Origin of the sequence: Micromonospora sp. NPDC005291 (assembly GCF_040607415.1) — a bacterium.
Taxonomy (GTDB): Bacteria; Actinomycetota; Actinomycetes; order Mycobacteriales; family Micromonosporaceae; genus Micromonospora.
Window position 1 is genome coordinate 157,191 of sequence record NZ_JBEXGR010000001.1, and the last position, 22,951, is coordinate 180,141.

18 protein-coding genes are annotated in these 22,951 nt (G+C 70.2%); 6 read left to right on the forward strand and 12 right to left on the reverse strand.

Annotated elements, in window-relative coordinates:
• Positions 1-14 precede the first annotated feature (14 nt).
• Both ABZT18_RS00660 and ABZT18_RS00665 read left to right on the forward strand, forming a co-directional pair.
• Complete coding sequence (locus tag ABZT18_RS00660; protein WP_354993467.1) at positions 15-2,366, forward strand: family 20 glycosylhydrolase; 2,352 nt, start codon at positions 15-17, stop codon at positions 2,364-2,366.
• Positions 2,363-4,558: an RICIN domain-containing protein gene (locus ABZT18_RS00665; RefSeq protein WP_354993466.1), complete on the forward strand. Its 2,196-nt coding sequence runs from the start codon at positions 2,363-2,365 to the stop codon at positions 4,556-4,558. Before ABZT18_RS00660 ends, ABZT18_RS00665 begins: the two co-directional genes overlap by 4 nt.
• Positions 4,559-4,648: 90 nt before the next feature.
• Here ABZT18_RS00665 and ABZT18_RS00670 read toward each other — a convergent pair whose 3' ends face one another.
• The 3 genes from ABZT18_RS00670 to ABZT18_RS00680 form a co-directional block, all read right to left on the reverse strand.
• Positions 4,649-7,429 carry a discoidin domain-containing protein gene (locus ABZT18_RS00670; protein WP_354993465.1) on the reverse strand — a complete coding sequence of 927 codons (2,781 nt, stop codon included), beginning with the start codon at positions 7,427-7,429 and terminating at the stop codon, positions 4,649-4,651.
• A gap of 298 nt (positions 7,430-7,727) precedes the next feature.
• Positions 7,728-8,507, reverse strand: coding sequence for a DeoR/GlpR family DNA-binding transcription regulator (locus ABZT18_RS00675; protein WP_354993464.1), 780 nt, complete (start codon positions 8,505-8,507; stop codon positions 7,728-7,730).
• A gap of 173 nt (positions 8,508-8,680) precedes the next feature.
• Entirely contained in the window at positions 8,681-11,029 is a 2,349-nt protein-coding gene (locus ABZT18_RS00680) for a beta-galactosidase (RefSeq protein ID WP_354993463.1), read from the reverse strand.
• 471 nt (positions 11,030-11,500) lie between these two features.
• Here ABZT18_RS00680 and ABZT18_RS00685 point away from each other — a divergent pair, with 471 nt between their 5' ends.
• The gene (locus ABZT18_RS00685) at positions 11,501-13,255 is read left to right on the forward strand and encodes an exo-alpha-sialidase (RefSeq protein ID WP_354993462.1); all 1,755 of its coding nucleotides are present in this window, start codon (positions 11,501-11,503) and stop codon (positions 13,253-13,255) included.
• A gap of 107 nt (positions 13,256-13,362) precedes the next feature.
• Here ABZT18_RS00685 and ABZT18_RS00690 read toward each other — a convergent pair whose 3' ends face one another.
• From ABZT18_RS00690 to ABZT18_RS00720, 7 genes are all read right to left on the reverse strand, one after another.
• Positions 13,363-13,983, reverse strand: coding sequence for a malonic semialdehyde reductase (locus tag ABZT18_RS00690; RefSeq protein ID WP_354993461.1), 621 nt, complete (start codon positions 13,981-13,983; stop codon positions 13,363-13,365).
• Positions 13,980-14,549, reverse strand: coding sequence for a flavin reductase family protein (locus ABZT18_RS00695; RefSeq protein WP_354993460.1), 570 nt, complete (start codon positions 14,547-14,549; stop codon positions 13,980-13,982). The genes ABZT18_RS00690 and ABZT18_RS00695 overlap by 4 nt, the downstream gene beginning before the upstream one ends.
• The gene (locus ABZT18_RS00700) at positions 14,546-15,880 is read right to left on the reverse strand and encodes an LLM class flavin-dependent oxidoreductase (protein WP_354993459.1); all 1,335 of its coding nucleotides are present in this window, start codon (positions 15,878-15,880) and stop codon (positions 14,546-14,548) included. Before ABZT18_RS00700 ends, ABZT18_RS00695 begins: the two co-directional genes overlap by 4 nt.
• Before the next feature lie 9 nt (positions 15,881-15,889).
• Positions 15,890-16,756 (reverse strand): ABC transporter permease, encoded by an 867-nt coding sequence (locus tag ABZT18_RS00705; RefSeq protein WP_354993458.1) that lies wholly within the window; start codon positions 16,754-16,756, stop codon positions 15,890-15,892.
• Positions 16,749-17,594 (reverse strand): ABC transporter ATP-binding protein, encoded by an 846-nt coding sequence (locus ABZT18_RS00710; protein ID WP_354993457.1) that lies wholly within the window; start codon positions 17,592-17,594, stop codon positions 16,749-16,751. Before ABZT18_RS00710 ends, ABZT18_RS00705 begins: the two co-directional genes overlap by 8 nt.
• Positions 17,591-18,619, reverse strand: a complete 1,029-nt coding sequence (locus tag ABZT18_RS00715) for an ABC transporter substrate-binding protein (protein WP_354993456.1) — start codon at positions 18,617-18,619, stop codon at positions 17,591-17,593. The genes ABZT18_RS00710 and ABZT18_RS00715 overlap by 4 nt, the downstream gene beginning before the upstream one ends.
• Before the next feature lie 129 nt (positions 18,620-18,748).
• Entirely contained in the window at positions 18,749-18,826 is a 78-nt protein-coding gene (locus ABZT18_RS00720) for a putative leader peptide (protein WP_354993610.1), read from the reverse strand.
• 249 nt (positions 18,827-19,075) lie between these two features.
• On the opposite strand from ABZT18_RS00720, the gene ABZT18_RS00725 reads away from it, so the two are divergent.
• Complete coding sequence (locus ABZT18_RS00725; RefSeq protein WP_053653605.1) at positions 19,076-19,255, forward strand: DUF4236 domain-containing protein; 180 nt, start codon at positions 19,076-19,078, stop codon at positions 19,253-19,255.
• Between the two features lie 69 nt (positions 19,256-19,324).
• Here ABZT18_RS00725 and ABZT18_RS00730 read toward each other — a convergent pair whose 3' ends face one another.
• Together ABZT18_RS00730 and ABZT18_RS00735 are read right to left on the reverse strand one after the other, a co-directional pair.
• Positions 19,325-20,209 (reverse strand): hypothetical protein, encoded by an 885-nt coding sequence (locus ABZT18_RS00730; protein ID WP_354993455.1) that lies wholly within the window; start codon positions 20,207-20,209, stop codon positions 19,325-19,327.
• Positions 20,210-20,233: 24 nt separating this feature from the next.
• A complete protein-coding gene (locus ABZT18_RS00735) occupies positions 20,234-20,755 on the reverse strand; it encodes a VOC family protein (RefSeq protein ID WP_355250070.1) in 522 nt (173 codons plus the stop codon).
• Positions 20,756-20,804: 49 nt separating this feature from the next.
• Between ABZT18_RS00735 and ABZT18_RS00740 the strand changes: the two genes are divergently transcribed.
• Complete coding sequence (locus ABZT18_RS00740) at positions 20,805-21,266, forward strand: MarR family transcriptional regulator (RefSeq protein ID WP_354993453.1); 462 nt, start codon at positions 20,805-20,807, stop codon at positions 21,264-21,266.
• Between the two features lie 57 nt (positions 21,267-21,323).
• A complete protein-coding gene (locus tag ABZT18_RS00745) occupies positions 21,324-22,946 on the forward strand; it encodes a tetratricopeptide repeat protein (protein ID WP_354993452.1) in 1,623 nt (540 codons plus the stop codon).
• Positions 22,947-22,951: the final 5 nt, after the last annotated feature.

Genomic DNA, 22,951 nt, shown 5'->3' on the forward strand with positions numbered 1-22,951 from the left:
GGAGGTACGCGACCGTGTTCTCATCCCGCAAGCGGCTTCTTGTTCTCGTACTCGCCTCCCTGCTGGCCGGCGTGGGGCTCCAGGTTCCGTCGGCGGCGCACGCGGCCAACCCGGTGCCCCAGGTCGCGCCCAGTGTCCGGGAGTGGACCGGTGGGACCGGGACCTGGACCCTGACCCCGGGCTCCCGGCTCCTGGTTGACCCTGCCCATGCCGTCCAGTTGTCGTCGGCGGCGACGTCGCTACGCGTCGATCTCGGCTCGATCAGCGGTGTCGACGTACCGGTCATCTCGTCGGCGGCGCCGGCGACCGGCGACATCCTGCTCACCCTGTCCAGCACCGACGCCGGCATCGGGGACCAGGGATATCTGCTGACGGCCGGCTCGACCATCGTGGTCCGTGGGAACGCGGCGGCCGGCGTGTACTACGGCACCCAGACCCTCCTGCAAATGATCAAGCAGAGCACGACGGCGACCACCGTCCCGGCGGGAACGATCCGGGACTACCCGCAGGTCCGGGACAGGGGGGTGATGCTCGACGTCGGCCGGCACTTCTACGAGATGGACTACCTGGAGAACCTGCTCCGCCGCATGGCGTGGCTGCGCCTGAACACCCTGCGCCTGCACCTCACCGAATGGAACGGCTTCCGTCTGCGCAGCGACCGGTACCCCGGTCTGGCCTCGGCACAGTCCTACAGCAAGGCCGACCTGCGCCGGTTGCAGGACGTCGCCAAGCGGTACCACATCACCATCGTTCCCGAGATCGACCTGCCGGGGCACGCCACCACGATGACGACGTACGACCCGACGATGCGGTTCACCTGCCCGTCGATGGACTACGCGCCCTGGCCCGGTGGGTCGAACGGCGGCTGGACGCTCAACCTGACCAAGGACTCCGCCCGGACGTTCGTCATGAACCTGCTGTCGGAGTTCGTGCCGCTGTTCGACGGCCCCTACTTCCACATCGGCGGCGACGAGTACCAGAACGACACCGCCAAGAACAGCTGCCCGGAGCTGGTCAGCTACGCGCAGGCGCGGGGCTTCCCGTACGCCGGTGACGTCTTCACCGAGTTCATGAACCTGATGAACGACAAGGTGCGGTCGTACGGCAAGACCGCCCAGCTCTGGAACTGGTGGGAGACGAACGGCCAGCAGACGAGCATCAAGCCGTCGACCAGCATCGTCCTCACGCCGTACACCGGTTCGTTGAACTACTTCTACAACCTGGGCTACACGGTGGTCGGCGTTCCGGAGAGCACGTTGTACGTGACTCCCGGCCTGAACCTCTACGTCAACTCGAAGAACGTCTACGAGAGCTGGGTTCCGGACCCGAACGCCAAGGTCAACGGCTACCAGATGGCCCGCTGGTCGGACGCGATGGAACACCAGACGGACGAGTGGTTCGACCAGTACGCCAAACGGCCGACCGAGGTTCTCGCGGAGCGCCTGTGGGGCGGCCCACGGTCGAGCACGGCTGAGGCGTTCTTCGCCCGCGTGGACGCTGTCGGGGATGCCCCGGGCGTGCCGAGCGTGATCCAGGTCAACGACACCACCACCGGGACCGGCGACAACCAGTTCAGCTACTCGGGCACCTGGCAGTACGGGGCCAACGGCACCCAGCAGTTCCAGCGCGACGACCACTACAGCAGCACGCTCGACAGCGCCTACCAGGTGCGATTCACCGGCAACAAGATCAAGCTCTTCGCCGCCAGGGCCGCGAACCACGGGCGGGCGGCCGTCTCGATCGACGGCGGCCCGGAGACGGTGGTCGACCTGTACGCCGCCACCCGGGTCGACCAGGCGATGGTCTTCAGCAGTGGACAGCTCCCGCAGGGCGCGCACGTCCTACGGGTGCGGGTGCTGAACACCAGGAACGCCAGCTCGTCCGGGACCGCGGTCACGGCGGACAAGGTCGAGGTGTCCGCGGCGGCGACCCCGACCGCCGTGTTCGACCCGTCGACGGAGTACCGCGTCGTCAACCGCAACAGCAGCAAGGTCCTGGAGGTGCCGGCCGGCAGTGGGGACGGCGGTGGCGCCATCCAGTGGTCGAGCAACGGCGCGGCGCATCAGCGCTGGATTCTCACCGAGGCCGGCGGCGGCTACCACCGCATCGTCAACCGCAGCAGCGGCAAGGCGCTGGACGTGTCCGGCTCGTCCACGGCCGACGGGGCGAACGTCGTCCAGTGGACGTACCACGGCGGCGCGAACCAGCTGTGGAGCGTCATCCCGGTCGGAACGCACTACAAGATCATCAACAGGAGTTCCGGCAAGGCTCTCACCGTGGCCAGTGCCGCGACCAGTGACGGCGCCGCCGCCGTCCAGTCGACCTACCGTGGAGGTACCGATCAGCAATGGACCATCACCCGATGAGCATCCGGTCCCGGGCACGCCGCCGCCCGACGGCCCGTGCCGGCACCGCCGCAACAGCCGCGCTGATGCTTCTGCTGGGCCTGCTGATGCCGGCGTCCGCCGGGCACGCCGCAGCCACCGCGACGCTGAACTATCCGGTCAACCAGGCGTTCAACGGCAGCAGCACCTTTCTCGACAAGTCCGGTGACCTGCCCGGCGTGGCGAACCTGACCCAGGGGGCGATCGCGGTCCGGTTCCGGTCCACGAGCACCGCCGTCGCGAAGAGCTTCTTCAGCGCGTCGCACACCGCCGACGAGTCCAGCAACCTGTCGTTCTCCCTCAACGGCGGATCGGTGTACTTCGAGAACCGGGAGAACGGGGCGTACGCCACCCAGGTCACGTCCACCGGCGGCCCCTACAACGACGGCGTCTGGCACACCGCCATCCTGACCGTCGGAGCCGAGGGCACCCGCCTCTACGTCGATGGCACGGTGCGCGCCACACACCCCTCCACCAGGTTCTTCGCGAACGTCCGAGACCTCAACGGGATGTGGGTCGGCCGCAACGTCGACGCGCAGGGAGCCCAGTGGCACTACAGCGGTGACCTCGACTACGTGCGCGTCTACGGCACGACGCTCACGGCGGGTGAGATCAGTGACCTCAGCATGCGCATCGACTACACCATCCCGTTCCTGGACCTGAAGGACGACACGCGCCGCCAGGTGCTCACCGACCGCCAGGCCGGGCAGTACCTCGGGCACCCCGACACGGTCCTGCTCGACGACGGACGCACGATGTTCGCCGTCTACCCCCAGGGCCACGGCACCGGCCCGATCGTCCTGAAGCGCAGCGACGACGGTGGCCGTACCTGGACGGGTCGGCTCCCCACGCCGGCGACCTGGGCCACCAGCAAGGAGACCCCCACCCTCTACAAGGTGGTGAAGCCGTCCGGGGCGACCCGACTGCTGTTGGTCAGCGGCCTTCCGGCGAGTCCGGGCGGGTTCAAGACCGCGTACTCCGACGACAACGGCCGGTCCTGGTCGGAGTTCACCCACCACTTCGCCGACTCCGGCTACAACGGATGGGTCGCCCACGCCACCCTGGTCCGTCTGAAGAAGGCCGACGGGTCCTGGGACTTCCGCTACATGGGCATCTTCCACGACGGCGGCTACAACAACTGGAAGACGTACCTGACCTTCGACGCCAGCGGCAACGCCGTCTGGAGCACGCCGACCCGGCTCCTCTCGGCGCACAACACCATCGAGAAGTACGCGGGCCTCTGCGAGATCGAGATCATCCGCTCGCCCGACGGTCGCCAGCTCGCACTGCTCGCCCGAGCGCAGCACAAGCGCACGAACGCCATGGTCGCGTTCTCCAATGACGAGGGCACCACCTGGACCGAGCCGCGCGAGATGCAGGGCGCCCTGATGGGCGAGCGTCACGCCGCGACGTACGACCCGGCCTCCGGCCGGCTCGTCATCACCTTCCGCGACATCATCCGGAACAGCGTGAGCAACACCGGCGCGTGGATGGCCGGCGACTGGGTGGCCTGGGTCGGCACCTACGACGACCTGGTCAACTCCCGCGAGGGCCAGTACCGGGTCCGGCTGCTGGAGGACTTCACGCCCTCGGTCAAGAGCGGCGACACCGGCTACGCGGGCAACGTCGTGCTTCCCGACGGGACGTTCGTGCTCACCTCCTACGGATACTTCGACCCGCAGGACACGAGCTACCCGTACATCATGACCACCCGTTTCAGCCTGAAGGAACTCGACGCCCTGAACGGCTCGTTCGATCCGAACGCGAACTACACGATCACGAACCGGGCCAGCGGGAAGGTCATGGAGGTCGCGGTCGCCGCGCCAGGTGACGGCGGCGATGCCGTCCAGTGGGCCGACAACGGTGGCCTGCATCAGAAGTGGTCGATCGTCGCGGTCGGGGACGGGTACTACCGCATCGTCAACCGTCGTAGCGGCCGCGCCCTCGACGTGGCCGGCAACTCGACCGCGGACGGCGCCGACGTGATCCAGTGGACGTACACCGGGTCGACCAACCAGCAGTGGCGCATCACGCGGGTCGGCACGCATGTCACCATCACGAACCGGAACAGCGCTCGGGCGCTCGATCTCGACGGAACGATCACGGACAACGGCGCGGACGTCATCCAGCGGACCGCCAGCGGCGCGACCCGTCAGCAGTGGTCGTTGTCCTAGTCAGCACCCCACCGTTCCCGGTCTCGGGGCGTGGTGGTGGCCCGTCGGACAGGACTTCGGCCCTGTCCGACGGGCCACGGCCTCCTGGGGTCAGCTCCCGGACGCCGAAGGCGTCGCGGTTCCGGTGATCGCCAGGTCGGCCATCGTCGTCCACGGCCCCCGGGCACCGGCCTCGCTCAGTGCCCGCAGACGCACGTACCGGCCGCTGCGGGCAGCGCTGAACGGCACCACCTTCTGTGTTGCCGAGTCGGCGAACGTCCCCGACGCCACCGGAGTGCCCCAGTTGATCAGGCTGTCCGAGACGTACACCTCGTAGCGGCCGATCCGGCCGTTCACTCCGCCGTCCTGCCGTGGCAGGTACCGCAGTCCATCGACCTGGTAGGTGGCGCCCAGATCGATCTGGATCTCGTGCGGCAGGGGTGCGGCGGTGGACGACCAGGCGGTGTGCCAGAAGGTGGCCGGATTGCCGTCGAAGGCGTTGGTGGCGGCGCCGTTCTCCGCGCCGGTCTCCTCGCTGTCGGCGTACACGAGTCGCCAGTTGCCACGCGGGATCGGCGGCGGCGTCGTGCTGGTGCCGGCGACCGGCAGCACGGCGCCGTCGATCCGGGTCTGGAAAGCGGTGTTCCGCGACCCGGCCTTGATCCGCAGGACCCCGTCCGCGTAGAACCACCCGCTGCTCGCCGAGTCGTAGGCGGCACGCGTGCTCAGCGACGGCAGCGTCTGACCGGCAACGGTCACCGCTCGCGGCGCAGCCGCCAGGTGCACGGTGAACTCGTAGGAGCGCGACGACGGCTTACCGGCGTACGTGCCGGTGGAGGCGCCCACGTCCACGGTGACCGTTCCGGTGCCGGATGCCGGCGCCGCCATCCTGACCTGTTGGGTGGCATAGGCCCCGTCACGGTAGGCGCGGGTGATGCCGTCGTCCTCGTAGAGCGTGAAGCTCGACGTGCCACGCGGATACAGGTCGTAGGTGAGCGTGGAGACCCGCTTCTCGCCGGTGTGGTTCATCTGCGGCCACATCGGCACGATGGAACCGCCCCGGACGAACAGCGGCAGCCGATCGAGCGGTGCCGCGTACCCGTTCAGCGTGAGCGGGCCCTGATAGACCCGCCCGGTCCAGTAGTCGGTCCAGGTGCCGGCCGGCAGGTAGATGCCGTCGCGCAACTCGGTGTCGGAGACCACCGGCGCCACGAGGAAGGCGTCACCCGCCATGAACTCCCCCGCCGTGGCGTTGCCGCGCGCGACCGGGTCGTTGGGATACTCCAGCACCAGGGCCCGGGTCGCCGGCACGCCGGTCACGCTGGCCACGCGGCTCATCGTGTAGTGGTACGGCATCAGCCGCATCTTCAGTTGCAGGTACCGGCGGTTGATCGACAGGTACGGCTCGGCGTAGCGCCAGGGCTGCTTGTCCTGGTAGCCGGGTGCCGGATTGGTCGCGCCCCAGCCCGACATCGTCATGAACGCCGGCGTGAACGACTTCCACTGCAGGTCCCGCACGTAGGTGTTCGGGCTGCCGCCGAAGATTCCGTCGACGTCGCCGGTGGCGTAGTTGAAGCCGGACAACCCCGCGCCGGCGACGGCCGGCACGGTCCACCGCATGTCGTCCCACTGCCCGTATGTGTCACCGGTCCAGACGACGGCGTTGCGCTGGGTGCCGGCCCAGCCGTCGACGGTCCACACGTAGCGCCGCGCGTCGGAGTTGCGCTCGATGCCGTCCACCGCCTGCTGGACACCACGGAACGCGTCACGGTACCCGCCGCCGACCCAGGCGACGTCCGTCTTCACGCCCCGGCTGCCGGCGGTGCCGACCTCCGCGTCGATGGCTCCCAGCCCGGTGGAGGTCCACAGGCCGGTCTGGAAGCCAAGCGCCTTGGCGCCAGCCACGGTCGACGGCAGTTCGGTATAGCCGCAGCCATACCCGTCGTTGGGCAGGAACCACCCGGAGGGCATGTCCTTGGCTCGGGCTTCCCGGGCGTACGACAGCACGTCGGGTGTCCGCTGGTGCCCGGCCCGGTTGTGGTCGCCCTGGTAGGCCGGATTGGATGCGTTGAAGCAGTCCGCGTTGCCGAGTTCGAGGCCCCACATCGGGCTCAGGAACGGCTTGCCGGTCACGTCGGTGTACGCCCCGAGCACCGCCTTGAGCGAATCACCCACGAAGTAGTACGCGTCGAAGCGCTCCTCGTTGTGCGTGGTGGTCACCGGGTCGGTGAAGCCGTACGAGCCGGCCGCCCACGTGTTGCGCAGGACGCCGTAGCCGTTGGTGGACAGGTAGAAGGGCGCCGGGCTCGCGTTCGTGTTCTCCCGCCACCGGTTGTCCACGGCGATCGGCACCGTCTTGTCGCGCAGCGCCCACTCCCCCAGGCGCAGGCCGGTGCCGTAGAACTGCTCGTCCGCGTCGCGCGCCAGGCGCTGCGTGGTACGGCCTGCGGACCAGTCCAGCGGTTGCGACTCCCGCCAGATCGGCCGCCCGTCCGGGCGGTAGGCCTGCATCGTCAGGGGGTTCTTGTTGATTCGGATGACCAGCGCCGCGGTGGTGATGCGGAAGGTCGCGCCGTCGTCAGTCGACGTGCTGGCGACCCCGCCGAAGTCGGTCCGCACGGTGATCTCGTTCGCGGCCGGTTCGGTGAACGCGCCGTCCGGTGCGACCCAGACGCGGAAGATGTCGGCGCGTACCAGCGTGAGCCGGATACGGGCGGCCGTGCTGGTGGCGACGGTGTACGTGTTCCCGGCCCGCGTGAGGCCGGTCGCGCGTCCCGGGGTGCTCGCCTGGGCGGGGACGGCGAGCAGCATCGCGGCGAGCAGGATGAGGACCACGATGGCAGCCCGGACGGCGGTGCGGCGGCGATGCGCGGGCAGCGATGACCAGATCATCGTTTTCTCCCGGTGTGGTGAGGGACGATGCGACTCTTGACATTCACGAAGGCCGATAGGCTCGAATGCTGCACCCGCTTGACTCAAGATGCAAGAATTTGGCGGCGATTTCGCATCGAGTTCCATCTTTGCCGGTTCCCGGCGTCGGCGGGATTCTTCGGCAGAGGTCGTCCCAGACGACAAGCCAGGACCCGCATGGCGGCACCTCGGGCGGGCCAGGGGTCAGCGGCGGTCAGGCATCCTCGATGTCGGCGCCGTCTTCTTGACGTAGCAGGCGATTCTCTGCCGTTGCTGGCGATCAGACCTGGACCACCTTGACCCCGGCCTGCTCGACGAGGCTCACCTGTTCAGGGTCCGCCGCCTTGTCGGTGATCAGGGTGTCGATGTTGCCCAGCGGACAGATCCGGTTGAAGCTCCGGCGACCCAGCTTCGAGGCGTCCGCGACCACGATCGTCCGCGCCGCGCTGGTCACCATGACGTGGTTGATCGCCGCCTCGCCGTCGTTGTGCGCGCTGGCGCCGTGCTGGTGGTCGATCGCGTCCACCCCGAGCACGACCACGTCCAACGCCACGGACGCGAGCATCGTCTCGGCGATACGGCCGATCAGCTCGTACGACTGCGGTCGGGCGGTCCCGCCGGTGAGCACCACCCGGATGTGCGGCCGCACGATGAGTTCGTGGGCGATGTTCAGCGCGTTGGTCACCACGGTGACCGCCGACAGTTGCCCGTTCGAGTCGGTGCGCAGCGCGAGGGCCCGAGCCACTTCGGTCGTCGTGGTGCCTCCGTTGAGCCCCACCGTGCTCCCCAGTGGGATCAGCGCGACGGCGGCAGCGGCGATCCGCTGCTTCTCCGATGCCTGCCGCACCGCCTTGTAGCGCAGCGGCAGGTCGTAGGACACGTTGGTGACGACGACGCCGCCCCGGGTACGCGTCACCAACTGCTGGGTGGCGAGCTCGTCGAAGTCACGTCGGATGGTCGCCGTGCTCACGCCCAGCTCACGGGCGGTGGACTCGATGTCGAGCTGGCCCTCGACCGCGACCATCTCCAGGAGCCGGTGCCACCGCTCGTGCTGGTTCACGGCTCACTCCGGTCACTCGGCCTGCCCATGCGGCCATCTTTGCATCTCCGATGCAACGTCCGTACCGCGCCGTGGCCGAGAACGCCCCCGGCGGACGTCGACCTCTGCCGCCGCCGGGGACGCCTTCCACCACCTCGATTCGATCAGATCAGCGCGGCGGATCGCCGCCGATGTCAGGCCGGGGTGAGCCGCCAGTGCTGGGCGGCGCTGCCGGTGTCGCTCTGCTGCACGATGGCGGCCCCGTCGGTGGTCGCCCCGCCCGCCACGGCGAGGACCTTGCCGGTCTGCACGTTGACGAGTTTCACGAAGTCGCCGGTCACGGTGACGACCCGCCACTGCTGGTTGCCGCCGCCGGTCGCGGTCCACTGGATGACCCGCGCCCCGTCCGCCGTGGAGCCGCCCTCGACGTCCGCGAGCAGGTTCGAGTTGACGTTGGTCATCGTGGTGACGCCACCCACCGCGCCGGCCATCAGCCACCTCTGGTTGGCCCCGCCGTTGGGGCTCCACTGCACCAGCTGCACGCCGGTGATCCGGGACCAGCCCGGTACGTCGAGGGCCTTGCCGCTGGCCCGGTTGACCACGCTGTACCGGGTGGCGCCCGCCTGCCCACTCAGGGTGGCCTCGAAGGTAATCGGCTGTGCCTGCACCTGGTGCAGGTCGAAGACGACGATCTCGTTGGCCCCGACCCGGAGCCACGGAGCCGGGCAGTAGAGCCGCTGCTGTGGCCCCACCTTCCAGTAGCGGCCGAGGTTGCGCCCGTTGACCCAGACCACGCCCTTGGTCCACCGGGACATGTCGAGGTAGGTGTCGCCGGTCTGGGTGAGATTCACGGTGGCCTTGAAGAAGATGCCGGGCCGTGAGCTGTTGCCGATCACCGGCCGGAGCCCGGCCACGAACGCCTCGTCGATGGGCAGCAGATGGGTCTGCCATCCGGTCAACGTGCCGGTCAGTGCGCCCGCGTCAACCAACGACACCCGTTCCAGGATGCCCTTGCGGTCGACCAGCGCCTGGCCGTAGTTCGTCCGGCCCATGCCCTCGACCAGGATGTCGAGCGTGGGGCTGCCACTCGCCGAGGTCTTCAACGGCAGCGGCGCGTCCTGCACGGTCACGCCGAGCGGAGTCGTGTAGGCCGCCGCGAGGTTGCTCCGGGACATGCCGCCCTGGTAGACGCCGTCGAGGAACACCGTCGCATAGTCGCGCACCGACCTGATGTCCAGCGTGCCCCGCGTGTAGCCGGGCAGGACCCGGCGGTAGAGCATGAAGCCGGAGTTCTGCCCGTACATCTCCATCGGTTGTGGATTGACCGTCTGCGCTGCCGGCAGCGCGGCCGGCAGGTTGTCCCACAGCGAGGCGTACGGCGCGGGCACCACCGCCTGACTGCCGGTGCGCACGATGGTGGGGATCGGCGCCGGTACGGCCGGCAACGTCACCCCGAGGGCCGTGCCGATGATCTCGCGGTACGCGGGGTACAGGCGGGCCGGGCCGCCCTGTTCGGTGATCGGCGCGCCGTAGTCGTAGGTGGTGATGTCCGCCTGGTAGCCGGACCCGTTGTCGGCGGCGTTCGCGCCCGCGGAGTATCCGAAGTTCGTGCCGCCGTGGATCATGTAGAGGTTGAACGACAGCCTGCCGGCCATCAGGCCCCGCAGCTGGCTGGAGATGTCGGTGTTCGATCCGGCGAAGCCGCCGTCGCCCCAGTGGGTCAACCAGCCCGGGTAGAGCTCGCCGGACATGGCCGGAACGGTCGGGAAGGACTGGCGGGCCGCGGCGATGGCCGCCGCATCGCCACCGCTGAGCGCGATCGCGCCACCGCTGACGACCGTACGGTTGCCCTGCACCTGACCGAGGCCGTCCTCGGTGTAGAACGGTCCGGTGATCCCGGCCCGCAGCCACAACTGTCGCAGTTCCTCGAGGTAGACGACGTCGCTGCCGTACGACCCGTACTCATTCTCGATCTGGACCATCAGGATCGGTCCTCCGTTGGCCACCATGAGCGGCTTGACCAGCGCGGCGAGCGCGTTGACATAGCGCGTGACGGCCGCCATGTAGTTCGGGTCGGCGGCGGTGCGGACCCGCAACCTGATGCCCGGGTTGCGCAGCAGGTACGGCGGCAGCCCACCGAGGTCCCATTCGCCGCAGACGTAGGGGCCGGGGCGCAGCAGCACGTACATGCCTTCGGCCTGGCACAGACGGATGAAGCCGGCGATGTCGCGCCGGTCGGTGGTGAAGTCGAAGACACCAGGGCGTTCCTCGACGTGGTTCCACATCACGTAGATGGCGATCGTGTTCATGCCCATCGCCTTGGCCATCTGGATCCGGTGGCGCCAGTACTGCACCGGGATGCGGGCCGGATGCATCTCGCCGCTGCGGATCTGGAACGGCTGGCCGTCGAGCAGGAAGTTGCTGCCATCGGCGGAGAACCCGAAGGTCTGCGCCGCGGCGGCGGCACTGGCCGGGCCGCCCGATGCCAGCATCGCCGCGAACGGGCTGAGCACACCGAGGGTCAGGAGTTGGCGCCGTTCCATGGGGTCTCCTTTGGACACGCATCGGCGGCGGCGGTCGCGGGCCGAGGACGGTTCCGATCGCCGAGATGATGAAGATGGTCGATGTAGACCGAGCCTGCCAGACGACGCAACATGATGTAAATATGTGCGCCCAATTAAGCACCATCGATCAGCGTCCCCAACAACCCGCCGCGCCCACCACGCCCGCGCGCCCACCCCACCCACCCGCGCCCGCCGCGCCCGCCCAGCCGCGCCGATCTAGGGCATATCAGCGTGAGTTGATCTTCCAGGACGGTGATATGCCCTAGATCGACGCGCTGGGGGCGGGCGCGGCGCGGAGGGTCCACTGGGGAGCCGCGCGCTCCTGAAGGCGTCCGTCCGTCGATCTATTGACGACCCGCGCGACGCCCCTTAGCGTCGTGACGTCAGATATCCGACGTCTGATGGCCGATTTCCTCCGTTCCCCCCACCCCCGTCCCCGGAAGGAATCCTGTGTCTCCTGTCCGAGCACTGCCGCGCCGAGTGATAGCGGTCGTCGCCTCCGTCCTCGGCGTGGCCGCGATCCTGCCCGCCACGCCAGCCCACGCCGCCCCCGCCGGAGTGAGCGCGACCGCCAGCGCCGACTGCACGACCGGTCGGCTCAACCTGCTGCTCAGCAACGCCAGCACCACCGCACAGACCTTCACCGTCACCTGGCCGGGGCGCACCAACTCCCCCTGGACCCGAACGGTCGCCGCTGGCAGCAGCAGCAGCGAGCTGTACTGGACCCTCCCGGCCGGCACCGCGTACACCCTGCGGACGACCACCCCGACCGGGTTGGACGACACCACCGCCGGCATCTTCCACTGCGGCACCGGCATGTCCGCGGTGGCCAGCTACGACTGCACGGCCGGCCGGCTACAGCTCGCGCTGGAGAACCGCACCACGACCGCCCGGGACTTCACCGTCACGTGGCCCGGGCGCACCGGATCCCCGTGGACCCGCAGCATCGCCGCCGGTGGCAACTTCCTGCACTACTGGACGGTCGGCTCCGGCACCGCGTACACCCTGCGGGTCACCGCCCCCGGTTTCGACACCACCCTGCGAGGCACCGCCGGGTGCGGCCTGACCGCCGGCACTCCGCAGATGAACGCCACGACGGTTCTGACCACGCAGACCGTCATCCGCAACCTCAACGGCGCCAACGGCCGCTACGACGGCACCGCCGCCTCGGTCCGCATCCCGGGCATGGCCGTCACCAACAACGGCACCGTCATCGCCGTCGCCGACGCCCGGGTCAACGGCCAGTACGACCTGGGTGGCGGCACCAACAACATCCAGATCGCCATGACCCGCAGCACCAACGGTGGTCGCACCTTCGAGCAGCCGCGTGTCATCCACGCCCCCGCCACCATCAGTGAGGGAGCGGGCGACCCCAGCCTGCTGGTGGACCGCAACACCGGCGTCGTCTACTGCTTCTACACCTACTCCCCCAGGCCGGGCATCAGCTTCTGGTCGGGCTCCTCCGGTCTCAACACCGCCAACGACCCGAACAGCATGCACCTGCAATACATCACCAGCCGGGACAACGGCGCCACCTGGAGCGCCCCGGTGGAGTTGAACCCGACGATCAAGCTCCCGACGTGGCAACAGGCGTTCTTCTCCTCCGGGCACGGCATCCAGAGCAGCACCGGGCGCCTGATCCAGCCGTTCGTCTACCGCGACGCGGCGGGCCTCACCCAGACCGGCAACATCTACAGCGACGACCACGGTACGACGTGGCGGCGCGGTGGACCCGCCGGTGGAAACATCAACGAGAGCAAGGCGATCGAGCGCGGCACCGGAGCCATCGTGCAGAACATGCGGCACAACAGCACGCGCAGCCGGTTCTACTCGACGTCCACCGACGGCGGCGCCACGTTCGGCACGGCCACGGCCAGCGCCCTGCTGACCGACCCGCTCTGCAATGCCGACGAAGTGTCCTACCTGCGCCCGTCGGAGGTGGGTGCCAACGGCGCGCCGGTACGCACCCGTACGGCGCTGTTCAGCAACAACGCGGCCCCGACCGCGCGCAACGACCTCACCGTCCGGCTCTCCACCGACGACGGTGCCAGCTGGCCGGCTCGTGCGCTGGTCAAGCCGGGCGCCGCGGGCTACTCCACGATGGCCGTGCTGAACGACGGGACGATCGGCAACCTGTACGAGGTGGGCGGCACCGGAGGCATCTTCTTCGCCCGCTTCACCCTCGACTGGGTCAAGGGGGCCTGACCCGGAACGTCCCGCCCCCGGTGCCGGCCCTGTGCTGGCACCGGGGGCGGTGCCGTTGTCCGGTGTCGAGGCGCACCCCTCAGCGGCACGACGGCACGCCGTCAGGTTCACCCCGCGTCGTGGGTGCGGATCACCTCTCCGGTGTCCAGCCGGGGCAGGCGTGGATGCCCCACCTCCGGGCCGGCGCGCCCGACGTTGAGCAGGAGCAACACTTCGTGGCGACCGTCGGGGAAGAACTCCCGCTGGACGCCCGCTGCGTCGAAGCCCGCCATCGGGCCGGCCGCGAGCCCCGCCGCGCGGACACCCACGATCAGGTAGCCGATCTGCAGGGTCGCGTTGAACCGGGCGTGCTCGGCTCGCGCCGTCGGGTCCGCGAGCCAGTCCCGGGCCTGCGGGCGGTGTGGGTACAGCTCGGGCAGCCGCTCGTGGAAATCCACATCGGCGGAGAGGACCACGGTCAGCGGAGCGCTGGCCGTCTTGGCCCGGTTGCCGCTGGAGACGTACGGCAGCAGTCGCGCCCGGGACTCCGGCGAACGGAGCAGCAGCACCCGCAGCGGCTGGCCGTTGAGCGCGGTCGGCCCGTACCGGATCAGGTCGTGGATCGCCGCGACCTGGGCGTCGGTGACCGGCTCGTCGGTGAACGTGTTGGCCGTGCGGGCCGCCCGGAACAGCAGGTCCTGGGCGGCCCGGTCCAGCGCGAGCAGGTCCGGCGTGGTCGGTGCGCTCACACCGACACCGGCGGGACCGCGGTGGTGTACCCACCCCGGTGGTGCACCAGAGGCGCGCCGTCGCCGCCGTCACCGAGCGCCATCGGCTCGGCGATCACCAGCGTGTGGTCGCCGGCCGGCACCCGGTGGACCACCCGGCAGAGCAGCCGGGCCAGCACTCCGGTCAGCAACGGCACCCCGAACGGGCCGGGTGCCCAGTCCGGGTACGCGGCGAACCGGTCGATGCCGCTGGTGGCGAAGACGGTCGCGGCCTCCCGCTGCTCGGCTGCCAGCAGGTGCACCGCGACGTGCTCGGCGCGGGCCAGCACCGGCCAGCTCGACGACGCCGTCCCGAGGCAGAACGAGACGAGCGGCGGGTCCAGCGACACCGACGTGAACGAGGTGGCGGTGAACCCGGCCCGGATCGGCGCGCCGATCCGGCCCAGGCAGGCGGGGTCGGTGGCGCGGGCGACCGCGGTGACCACGGTGACGCTGGTGGCCTGCCGCCGCAGCAGAGCGCGGAACAGGTCCGGGCTCACCGGTCGCAGCTCGGCCGCGTCCACCGCCGGACGCTCCACGGTGGTCACGCCGACACCAGGGCCGACGCGGCGTACGCGCTGACCGGTCGGGGCAGGCCGTAGTGCTCGCGCAGGGTCCGGCCGGTGTACTCCGTGCGGAACAGCCCGCGGGCGCGCAGCACCGGCACCACGTGGTCGACGAAGTCGGCGAGCCCGCCGGGCAGGTGTGGCGACATGATGTTGAAGCCGTCGGCGGCGCCCTGGGTGAACCACAGCTCGATCTGGTCGGCGATCTGCTCGGGCGTGCCGGCGACCACCCGGTGCCCCCGACCGCCGCCGAGTCGGCCGATGAGCTGCCGGATGGTGAGCCGTTCCCGGCGGGCCAGTTCGGTGACGAGCTGGTAGCGGCTCTGGTGGGCCTGCACGGTGCCAGCATCCGGCAGCTCCGGCAGCGGCCCGTCCAGCGGCAGGCCGGTCAGATCGATGCCGAGCATCCCGGAGAGCTGGGCGAGGGCGTAGTCGGGGACGATCAGCTCCTCCAGCTCGGCGGCGAGCGCCTGTGCCTCAGCCTCGGTGCCGCCGATCACCGGCGCGAGGCCGGGCAGGATCTTCACCAGGTCGGGGTTCCGGCCGGCGGCGGTGACCTGCCGGCGCAGCTCGGCGTAGAAACCCTGGCCGTCGGCGAGGGTCTGCTGCGCGGTGAAGACCGCTTCGGCGTAGCGGGCGGCGAAGGCGATCCCGTCCGGCGACGACCCTGCCTGCACCAGCAGCGGTCGACCCTGCGGCCCACGGGGGATGTTCAGCGGGCCCCGGACCTGGAACTCCGGCCCTCGGTGCGCCACCTCGTGCACCCGGTCGGTGTCGGCGAACACCCCGGCGGCGGTGTCGAAGACCAGCGCGTCGTCCTCCCAGCTGTCCCAGAGCTTGATCGCGACGTCGACGAACTCGGCTGCCCGCCGGTACCGGTCCGCGTGCGCGGGGTGGCTGTCCCGGTTGAAGTTGGCCGCCTCCCGTTCCTGGGCTGAGGTGACGATGTTCCAGCCGGCCCGACCGCCGCTGAGATGGTCGAGCGAGGCGAATTTGCGGGCGGTGTGGAACGGCTCGTTGTAGGTGGTGGAGACCGTCGCGATGAGACCGATGTGTTCGGTCACCGCGGCGAGCGACGCGAGCAGGGTCAGCGGTTCGAAGACGGCCTGGATGTTGTGCCGGGGGTTCGGCCCGACCGAGAGGCCGTCGGCGAGGAACAGCGAGTCGAGGGTGCCGCGCTCGGCGATCCGGGCCAACTCCTGGAAGTGCCGCACGTCGGTGACCCGACGCGGGTCGGTGCGGGGGTGCCGCCAGGCGGCCTCGTGGTGGCCGACGCCCATCAGGAACGCGTTGAGGTGCAGGGTTCGAGGCATGAGAGTGTCCTATCCAGCGGATACGTCGACGCGCCAGGTGGAGAAGCGACGTTCGAGGGCGACGAGGAGTTGGTTGACGACCAGGCCGATGGCGGAGATGGTGATGATCCCGGAGTACATGTCGGGGATCGCGAAGTTGTACTGCGCGTAGTTGATGAGGTAGCCGAGGCCGGCCTTCGCGCCGACCATCTCGGCCGCGACCAGCACCAGGATCGAGTACGCCCCGGCCAGCCGGACGCCGGTGAAGATGGTCGGCACCGCCGCAGGCAGGATCACCTTCTGGAACAGCCGCAGGTGGTTGAGCCCCATCGAGCGGGCCGAGCGGATGAGTAGCGGGTCGACGCCCTTCACCCCGGCGATGGTGTTCAGCAGGATCGGCCAGGAGCACGCGTACAGCACCAGGGCGATCTTGGAGGTCTCCCCCAGGCCGAGGATGAGCACGAACACCGGCAGCAGGGCCAACGCGGCGGTGTTGCGGAAGACCTCCAGCAGGGGGCTGAGCAGCTCGGCGAGCGGCCGGTACCAACCGATCAGCAGTCCGAGCGGGATGGCGGTGAGCACCGCCAGGCCCAGCCCGGCCAGTGACCGGGTGAGGCTCGCACCGACATGCTCGGCGAGCTGCCCGCTGCGCAGCAGCTCCCACCAGGCGACCAGCACCTCGGACAGCGGGGGCAGGAAGACCCGGTCCACCAGCCCGAGCCGGGGTGCTCCCTCCCAGATCGCGGCCAGCGCGGCGATCGCGACGGTGCGGTGCAGAACCTTCCCCCCGATGCCGAGCAACCGAGCGGCAAGACTGGAGGCGGCATTGTCGGTCGCTGCTCCGGGAACGGTTGGTGGGCCTGCGAGTCGGGTGGGACGTTCGGCGATGTCAACCAACGCGGGCCTCCTCGGTGTGGCTGACGCCGGTGCCTTCGGCCGCCTGGGCGGCGCGCACCTCATCGCGCAGCAGGGTCCAGATCTGGTGCCGGTGATGGCGGAACGCGTCGGTGGAGCGGACGTCCTCGACCGCGTCCCGGTCGCCGAGGTCGATGTCGATGACCTGTTTGAGCCGTCCGGGCCGGGAGGTCAGCACCGCCACCCGCTGACCGAGGTACACGGCCTCGTCGATGCCGTGGGTGATGAACACGATGGTCTTGCCGGTGCGGGCCCAGATCCGCACCAGCTCGTCCTGCAACGAGTCGCGGGTCTGCGCGTCCAGCGCGGCGAACGGCTCGTCCATGAGCAGCACGTCCGGGTCGTATGCAAGGCTGCGGGCGATGGCCACCCGCTGTTTCATCCCGCCGGACAGCTCGTGCGGGTAACGGTCGGCGAAACCACGCAGGCCCACCAGGTCCAGGTGGTGCTCGATCAGGGCGGCACGCTCGGCCCGGGGCACCCCCTTGGCCTCCAAACCGAACGCGACGTTGCCGGCGGCGGTGCGCCAGGGCAGCAGCGCGTACTGCTGGAAGACGATGCCCCGGTCCAGGCCGGGTCCGGTGACGGGCCGACCGTCGACGAGCACCTGCCCTGCGGTCGGCTGGGTGAGCCCGCCGAGCAGGTCGAGCAGGGTGGATTTGCCGCAGCCGCTGGGACCGACGACGACCAGGAACTCGCCGGGGCGTACCCCGAGGGTCACCCGGTCCAGCGCGATGACCGCGCCGGCGCGGCCACGCCGGGTGGTGCGGACCGGGAAGGTCTTGCTCACCCGATCGAAGAGGATCTTGTCGGTGCTCACGCGCCGCCGCCGTCCACGAAGGGGTTGAACCGGTTGGTGTAGATGTCGGCGGGCTTCGGCCGGTCGCCCTTGAGCTCGCCCTCGGCGGCGAGCCAGTCGATCCAGGTGCCGAACTCCTGCTCGTCGATCACGCCGCCCCGACCGGCGACGCCGCTGCTCTTCCAGTACGCGACAAGCGACGGGTCCTCGTTGCGGCCCCGCTTGGTGATGATGTCCCGCATCCGGGCGACCACCGTCTCGCGGGGCTCGGTGCGGGCCCACTCGATGGCCTTGCCGACCCCGGTGACGAACGCCTTGACGGTCTCCGGGTGGCGTTTGATGAAGTCGTCGCGGAAGACGTACGTGCCGGCGCTGAACGCGCCGAGCAACTCGTGGTCGGTGAAGATGGTGCGGATGCCGCCGCCGGCGATCGCCTTGTCCCGGATCACCCCGCCGAGCACCGCGACGTCGATCTGCTTCTGCCGCAGTGACTGCTCGGTGTTGACCGGTGGCAGGGCGACCAGCTCGACCTGCTTGATCTCGGCCGGGTTGAGGCCGCCGCGAGCGAGCCAGGTCTTGAGCACGGCCTCGGCGTGCGCGCCGAGGGTGTTCATGCCGACCTTCTTGCCGATCAGGTCGTGGGGGCCGCGGATCGGGCTGCCGTCGAGCACGTAGTAGCCCTGGAAGGTCTGCGCGTCGGAGCCGTAGTAGCTGACCACGGCGGTGATCGGGGCGTTGGCGGCGGTGAGCTTGACGATGGCGCCGTTGAACGCGCCGCCGAAGTCGCTCTGCCCGGTGGCGGTGGCCTGGATGTCCTGCGGGCCGCCGGTGACGTTGCCGATCCAGTTGAGCCGGACCTCGCCGAGGTAGCCGAGGTCGGCGGCGAGTTCGGGAAGCGTGACCTGACCGACCGAGCCCTGGTAGCGCAGCTCGGTGGACTGGCCGCCACCGGCTGCGGCGTCGCCGCCGCAGCCGGTGGTGGTGAGCAGAGCCAGCGCGGCAACGGTGGCGAGGGTATGCAGGACGGCACGACGGGGTGGGGACATGAGGAGTCTCCTGATCTGTCCAGGATGAACGGGGACGCCCAGGTGAGGGCGCGAAGGCACGCTGCTCCGCGTTGAGCGGGCGGGCGGTGGGAGTGCGGCGCTGGAGCCGAGCCGGATGGACCGGTCAGCTCAACAGAGCGCGCTCGCGTGCCGGACCAGGTCGACGTGCACACGAGCGGTGAGGAAGAGCTCATCCCGCTGCGACATGACCTCATGCTGCCGGGGACGGGATCGACCGGTCAACGGTCTTCCAGAAGGTGAGACTTGTATCGCTGCCTATGTTACGAAGCGCCTCTAGCAGCGTTTACCGTGGCGCAACACCTATCTGTTGGATAGAGATTCCGGTGCGCGACGGCAACTGTCCAGGACGGACACCGAGAGGGTTTCAGAAGTTGTCGGTTCGGGCATGTTCGATCTCGACACGGCAGGAAAACAGGTGACGAGGGGAGTCCTCCGATGGGCCTCATGTTTCGCAAGCGCAAGAAGTACGGTCCGATCATCCTGAACTTCACGGAGAACGGCTTCTCCTCGTGGAGCATCAAGATCGGGCGCTGGTCCTGGAACTCCAAGGCCAAGGCGCACCGGGTCGACCTGCCGGGTCCGCTGTCCTGGAAGCAGGACAAGTCCCGGTCGTAGTATCCCGGGGGTCGAGCGGGGTGCCGGTGATTCACCGGCACCCCGCTCGGCGTCTGTGGGGTGCGGCTCTCAGCGCGCCACTGTGATGATCTCGTCGCCGGCCAGCCTGCCGGACTCGCGGTCACGCCGCACGTCACCCACGTCGAGCAGGTCGGCGAGCGCCCGATTGGCGTCGGCGGCACGGTAGACGGTCGCGGTGAGAGTGTGCCGGCGCAGCTCGGTGACCGGCCGTGGCCCGCCCCGGCGCAGCTCGGCCAGCAGCTCGCGGGCCAGTGGTTCGAGGTCGGGATCGCCGGCCACGTCGACCGTTGTGCCCGTCGGGTCGAGCGGGTCGCGGTAGCGCACGCCCAAGTCCGCACCGACCGCCCAGAGCGCGTCGCGGACCGCCTCCAGACTCCGGTCGGAGCGGCTGCCGAACGCGATCACACCGGCCGCCTCGCCGTCCGGCAACACCGGCCCGACCTCGGCGACAAGGGGGAAGCCGGCGGAGATGAGCGCGTCTCGGGCGCTGCCGCTGGTGTGCAGCAGCAGCTCTCCGGTGCGGCCGTTGGCCGCGGCGGTGAGCGGCTTCGGCGTCACCGCGCCGGGCAGGTCCACGAAGGAGAACAGCGGGGCGCCGGCCGCCCCGGCGGCCTTCACCGCGACCGGTAGCCGGTAAGGGGCACCGGGCAGCAGGTGCACGGTGACCTCGGCGGGTAACTCCGCCTCGATCGGGCCGAGTCGGGCCGGCAGATCGGGCGCGCCGTCGGCCAGCACCAGCACCGTCACCTGCCGGCCGCGCAACTGGTCGGCGTGGCCGGCGACAACCCGCAGCGCGGCCTCCGCGGCGGCTGAGTCGGCGCCGGCCAGTGCCACGGTGGCCCGCCGAGAGCGGTGCAGGGCCGCGGGCAGCCAGGTCGTCAACTGGCGGACCAGCAGCTCGCGGAGGAAATCGGTGGTCCGGTCAGTCGGCATCGGTCCGTTCTACCGTACGACCGATCAGGCCGGGACGGAGATCCCCACCCCGCCCCGGGTCTGCCCGCCGTAGCGCTGCCGCTCGGCGTCGAGGTCGAGCCGACCGATCTGCTTGCGGGCGGCCAGCGCGGCGTCGTCGAGCAGGTCGGCTGGGATCAGCCAGACCACCTCGAACTCCAGGCCGTCCGGGTCCTGCCCGTAGAGACTCTTGGTCGTGCCGTGGTCGGAGGTGCCGACCAGTGCGCCGGCGGCGGCGAGCCGCTCGGCGGTGGCCGCCAGCTCGTCGAGGGTGTCCACCTCCCAGGCGAGGTGGTAGAGGCCGACGGTGGCCCGGCCTGCGGTCGACCGCCCGGCGCCGGCGCCGATCTCGAACAGGCCGAGGTCGTGGTCGTTGGTGGAGTCGGATGCATGGAGGAAGGTGGCGCCCCGAAAGCCGTCCGGGGTCATCGCCACCGGGCGGAAGCCCAGCACGTCGCGGTAGAAGGCGACGCTGCGGGCGAGGTCACTGACGTAGAGGACCGCGTGGTTGAGCCGGTGGATACCCATGACCCGAGACTAGCGCGTTTTAGTTGAGCGTTCAACTATTGGGAGTATGATGACGGTCATGACCCGCTGGCTCGACTCCGACGAGCAGCGCACCTGGCGCGCGTTCCTCGCCGCCTCCCGGGCGCTGATGGACACGCTCGACCGCGAGCTGCAACGCGACGCGGGCATGCCGCACGCGTACTACGAGATCCTGGTCCGGCTCTCCGAGTCCCCCGGCCGCCGCCTGCGGATGAGCGACCTGGCCGAGGCCACCGGGTCGTCCCGCAGCCGGCTCTCGCACGCGGTCGCCCGGCTGGAGGCGGCCGGATGGGTGCGCCGCGAGGAATGCCCCACCGACCGACGTGGGCAGGTCGCGCTGCTCACCGACGAGGGTTTCGCCACTCTCGCGGCCGCCGCACCCGGCCACGTCGACGGGGTACGCCAGCACCTGTTCGACGCGTTGAGCCCGGCCCAGGTCGACCAACTGCGCCGAATCAGCGAGACATTGGCCGAGCACCTGAGGAGATCCTGACCAATCGACACCGGCGCGGGTCTTGTACTTACCGTCGTCAGATGAGCACGATGGGGCGTGTCTTCCGGCTTCGGTGAACTGACTGATCAAGCGCACCACCTCGTGTCAGCTGGCGATCTGGCCGGCGCGCAGCAGCTGCTCTCCGACGCGCTCACCGACGCCGACCCCCGCCCGGCCAACGCCACCCCCGAGCTGGCCGAGGCGGCCAGCCTCCAGGCGCGGGTGCTGGTCGCCCTCGGTGAGCCGCACTCGGCCCGGGGATGGGCTGCCTTCGCGTACGCGGCCACCACCCGACTGCACGGCCGCTCCGACCCGCGCACGGTGGCCACCGCGGCGACCCTGGCCGCGGTGCTGCACCGGGTCGGCAGCCACTCCCGGGCCGCACGGCTCTACCAGGAAGTCATCATCGAGCTGACCGCACAGGACGGCCCGGAGTCGCTGCGGGTGCTCGCCGCGCACGCCGACCTGGCCACCGTCGAGTACGCGCGTGGCCAGTGCACGGTGGCCCGCGACCGACTACAGGACGCCTGGGAGCTGCACCACGAGGTGTACGGCGACGGACACCCCAGTGGCATCAAGATGCTGGCGCGGCTCGGGGCCATGCAGCGCGACTGCGGGCAGTTCGCCGAGGCACACGACAACCTGGCGCTGGCCCGCGAGCTGTGCCGGCAGCATCTGCCCGCCGACGACCCGCTGGCCGCGCAGGTGGCGGCGCTGGCCCGGGCGGCGGCCAATCCCGACCACGCCTGCGCCGACAACCCGCCCACGGCCCGAGACACGCCAGTGGTGCCGGCGGCCCGCATCCCACCCGGGCCGGCCGAGTCCGGCTACCACCCGCCGACGCCTCCGCCACACCACCCCGGACCGGCTGCGGCTGGCGGGGCGGTTCCGAATCCCCGAGCGCCAGCCGACGAACCAGTCGGGTCGACGGGCACCCGATGGCCACCCGAGCCGGCGGACGAGCCCGCGCCCCACTCCACCGACACCTCGGTGCCCCCGTCGGTGGTCGGGCTGGCCGGCGGCACGGAGGAGCAGTCCGGGGTGTACCGGCTACACCGACCCGCCGCGCCGTCCGAGTCGTACGCGTCGTCTGACCCGTACACGCCGCTTCAGCCGTACACGCCGCCTGACCCGTACGCGCAGCTTGAGCCGTACACGCCGTCCCGGCTGCTGCCGGTGCCCGTGCACCGGGCGCCTCCGGCGCAGCGCAACCGGCTGGTGCCGATACTCGTGGCCGGTGTGGTCGTGGTGCTGCTCGGCGCGGCCGCGGTGATCGCCGGGGTGGCCCGGGTCGACGGCGACGACGAACCGACCGCGCCGCCGTCCATCGGCTCCCCCACCGCCGGTTCGCCGGTCACCACGGCGCCTGCCCCGGCCAGCTCCGCGCCCACTACCGTCGCCGCACCGCCCGGCAGTCCGCCCGGCGCGGTTACGCTGCGCGACACCCGGGACAGCATCGCGCTGCGCTGGACCTACCCGGCCGGCAGCGAGGGCCCGGTGGTCGTCGCCGGCGGGCGCACCGGCCAGGACGGCAACGTCTTCGCGACACTGCCCGCCGGCACCACGAGCTACGTCATCTACGCGCTCAACCGCACCAACGACTTCTGCTTCACCGTCGCCGTCGTCTGGTCCACCGACACCGTGGCCAGCTCCGAGCAGGTCTGCACCCGCCGCCGCTGATCCGC

What these genes read in the sequence shown, in the direction of transcription:
- ABZT18_RS00665 (WP_354993466.1), top strand. Translation starts at nt 2,363, where the DNA reads ATGAGCATCCGGTCCCGGGCACGCCGCCGCCCGACGGCCCGTGCCGGC.
- ABZT18_RS00670 (WP_354993465.1), bottom strand. Translation starts at nt 7,429, where the DNA reads ATGATCTGGTCATCGCTGCCCGCGCATCGCCGCCGCACCGCCGTCCGG.
- ABZT18_RS00680 (WP_354993463.1), bottom strand. Translation starts at nt 11,029, where the DNA reads ATGGAACGGCGCCAACTCCTGACCCTCGGTGTGCTCAGCCCGTTCGCG.
- ABZT18_RS00700 (WP_354993459.1), bottom strand. Translation starts at nt 15,880, where the DNA reads ATGCCTCGAACCCTGCACCTCAACGCGTTCCTGATGGGCGTCGGCCAC.
- ABZT18_RS00715 (WP_354993456.1), bottom strand. Translation starts at nt 18,619, where the DNA reads ATGTCCCCACCCCGTCGTGCCGTCCTGCATACCCTCGCCACCGTTGCC.
- ABZT18_RS00720 (WP_354993610.1), bottom strand. Translation starts at nt 18,826, where the DNA reads ATGTCGCAGCGGGATGAGCTCTTCCTCACCGCTCGTGTGCACGTCGAC.
- ABZT18_RS00725 (WP_053653605.1), top strand. Translation starts at nt 19,076, where the DNA reads ATGGGCCTCATGTTTCGCAAGCGCAAGAAGTACGGTCCGATCATCCTG.
- ABZT18_RS00730 (WP_354993455.1), bottom strand. Translation starts at nt 20,209, where the DNA reads ATGCCGACTGACCGGACCACCGATTTCCTCCGCGAGCTGCTGGTCCGC.
- ABZT18_RS00735 (WP_355250070.1), bottom strand. Translation starts at nt 20,755, where the DNA reads ATGGGTATCCACCGGCTCAACCACGCGGTCCTCTACGTCAGTGACCTC.
- ABZT18_RS00740 (WP_354993453.1), top strand. Translation starts at nt 20,805, where the DNA reads ATGACGGTCATGACCCGCTGGCTCGACTCCGACGAGCAGCGCACCTGG.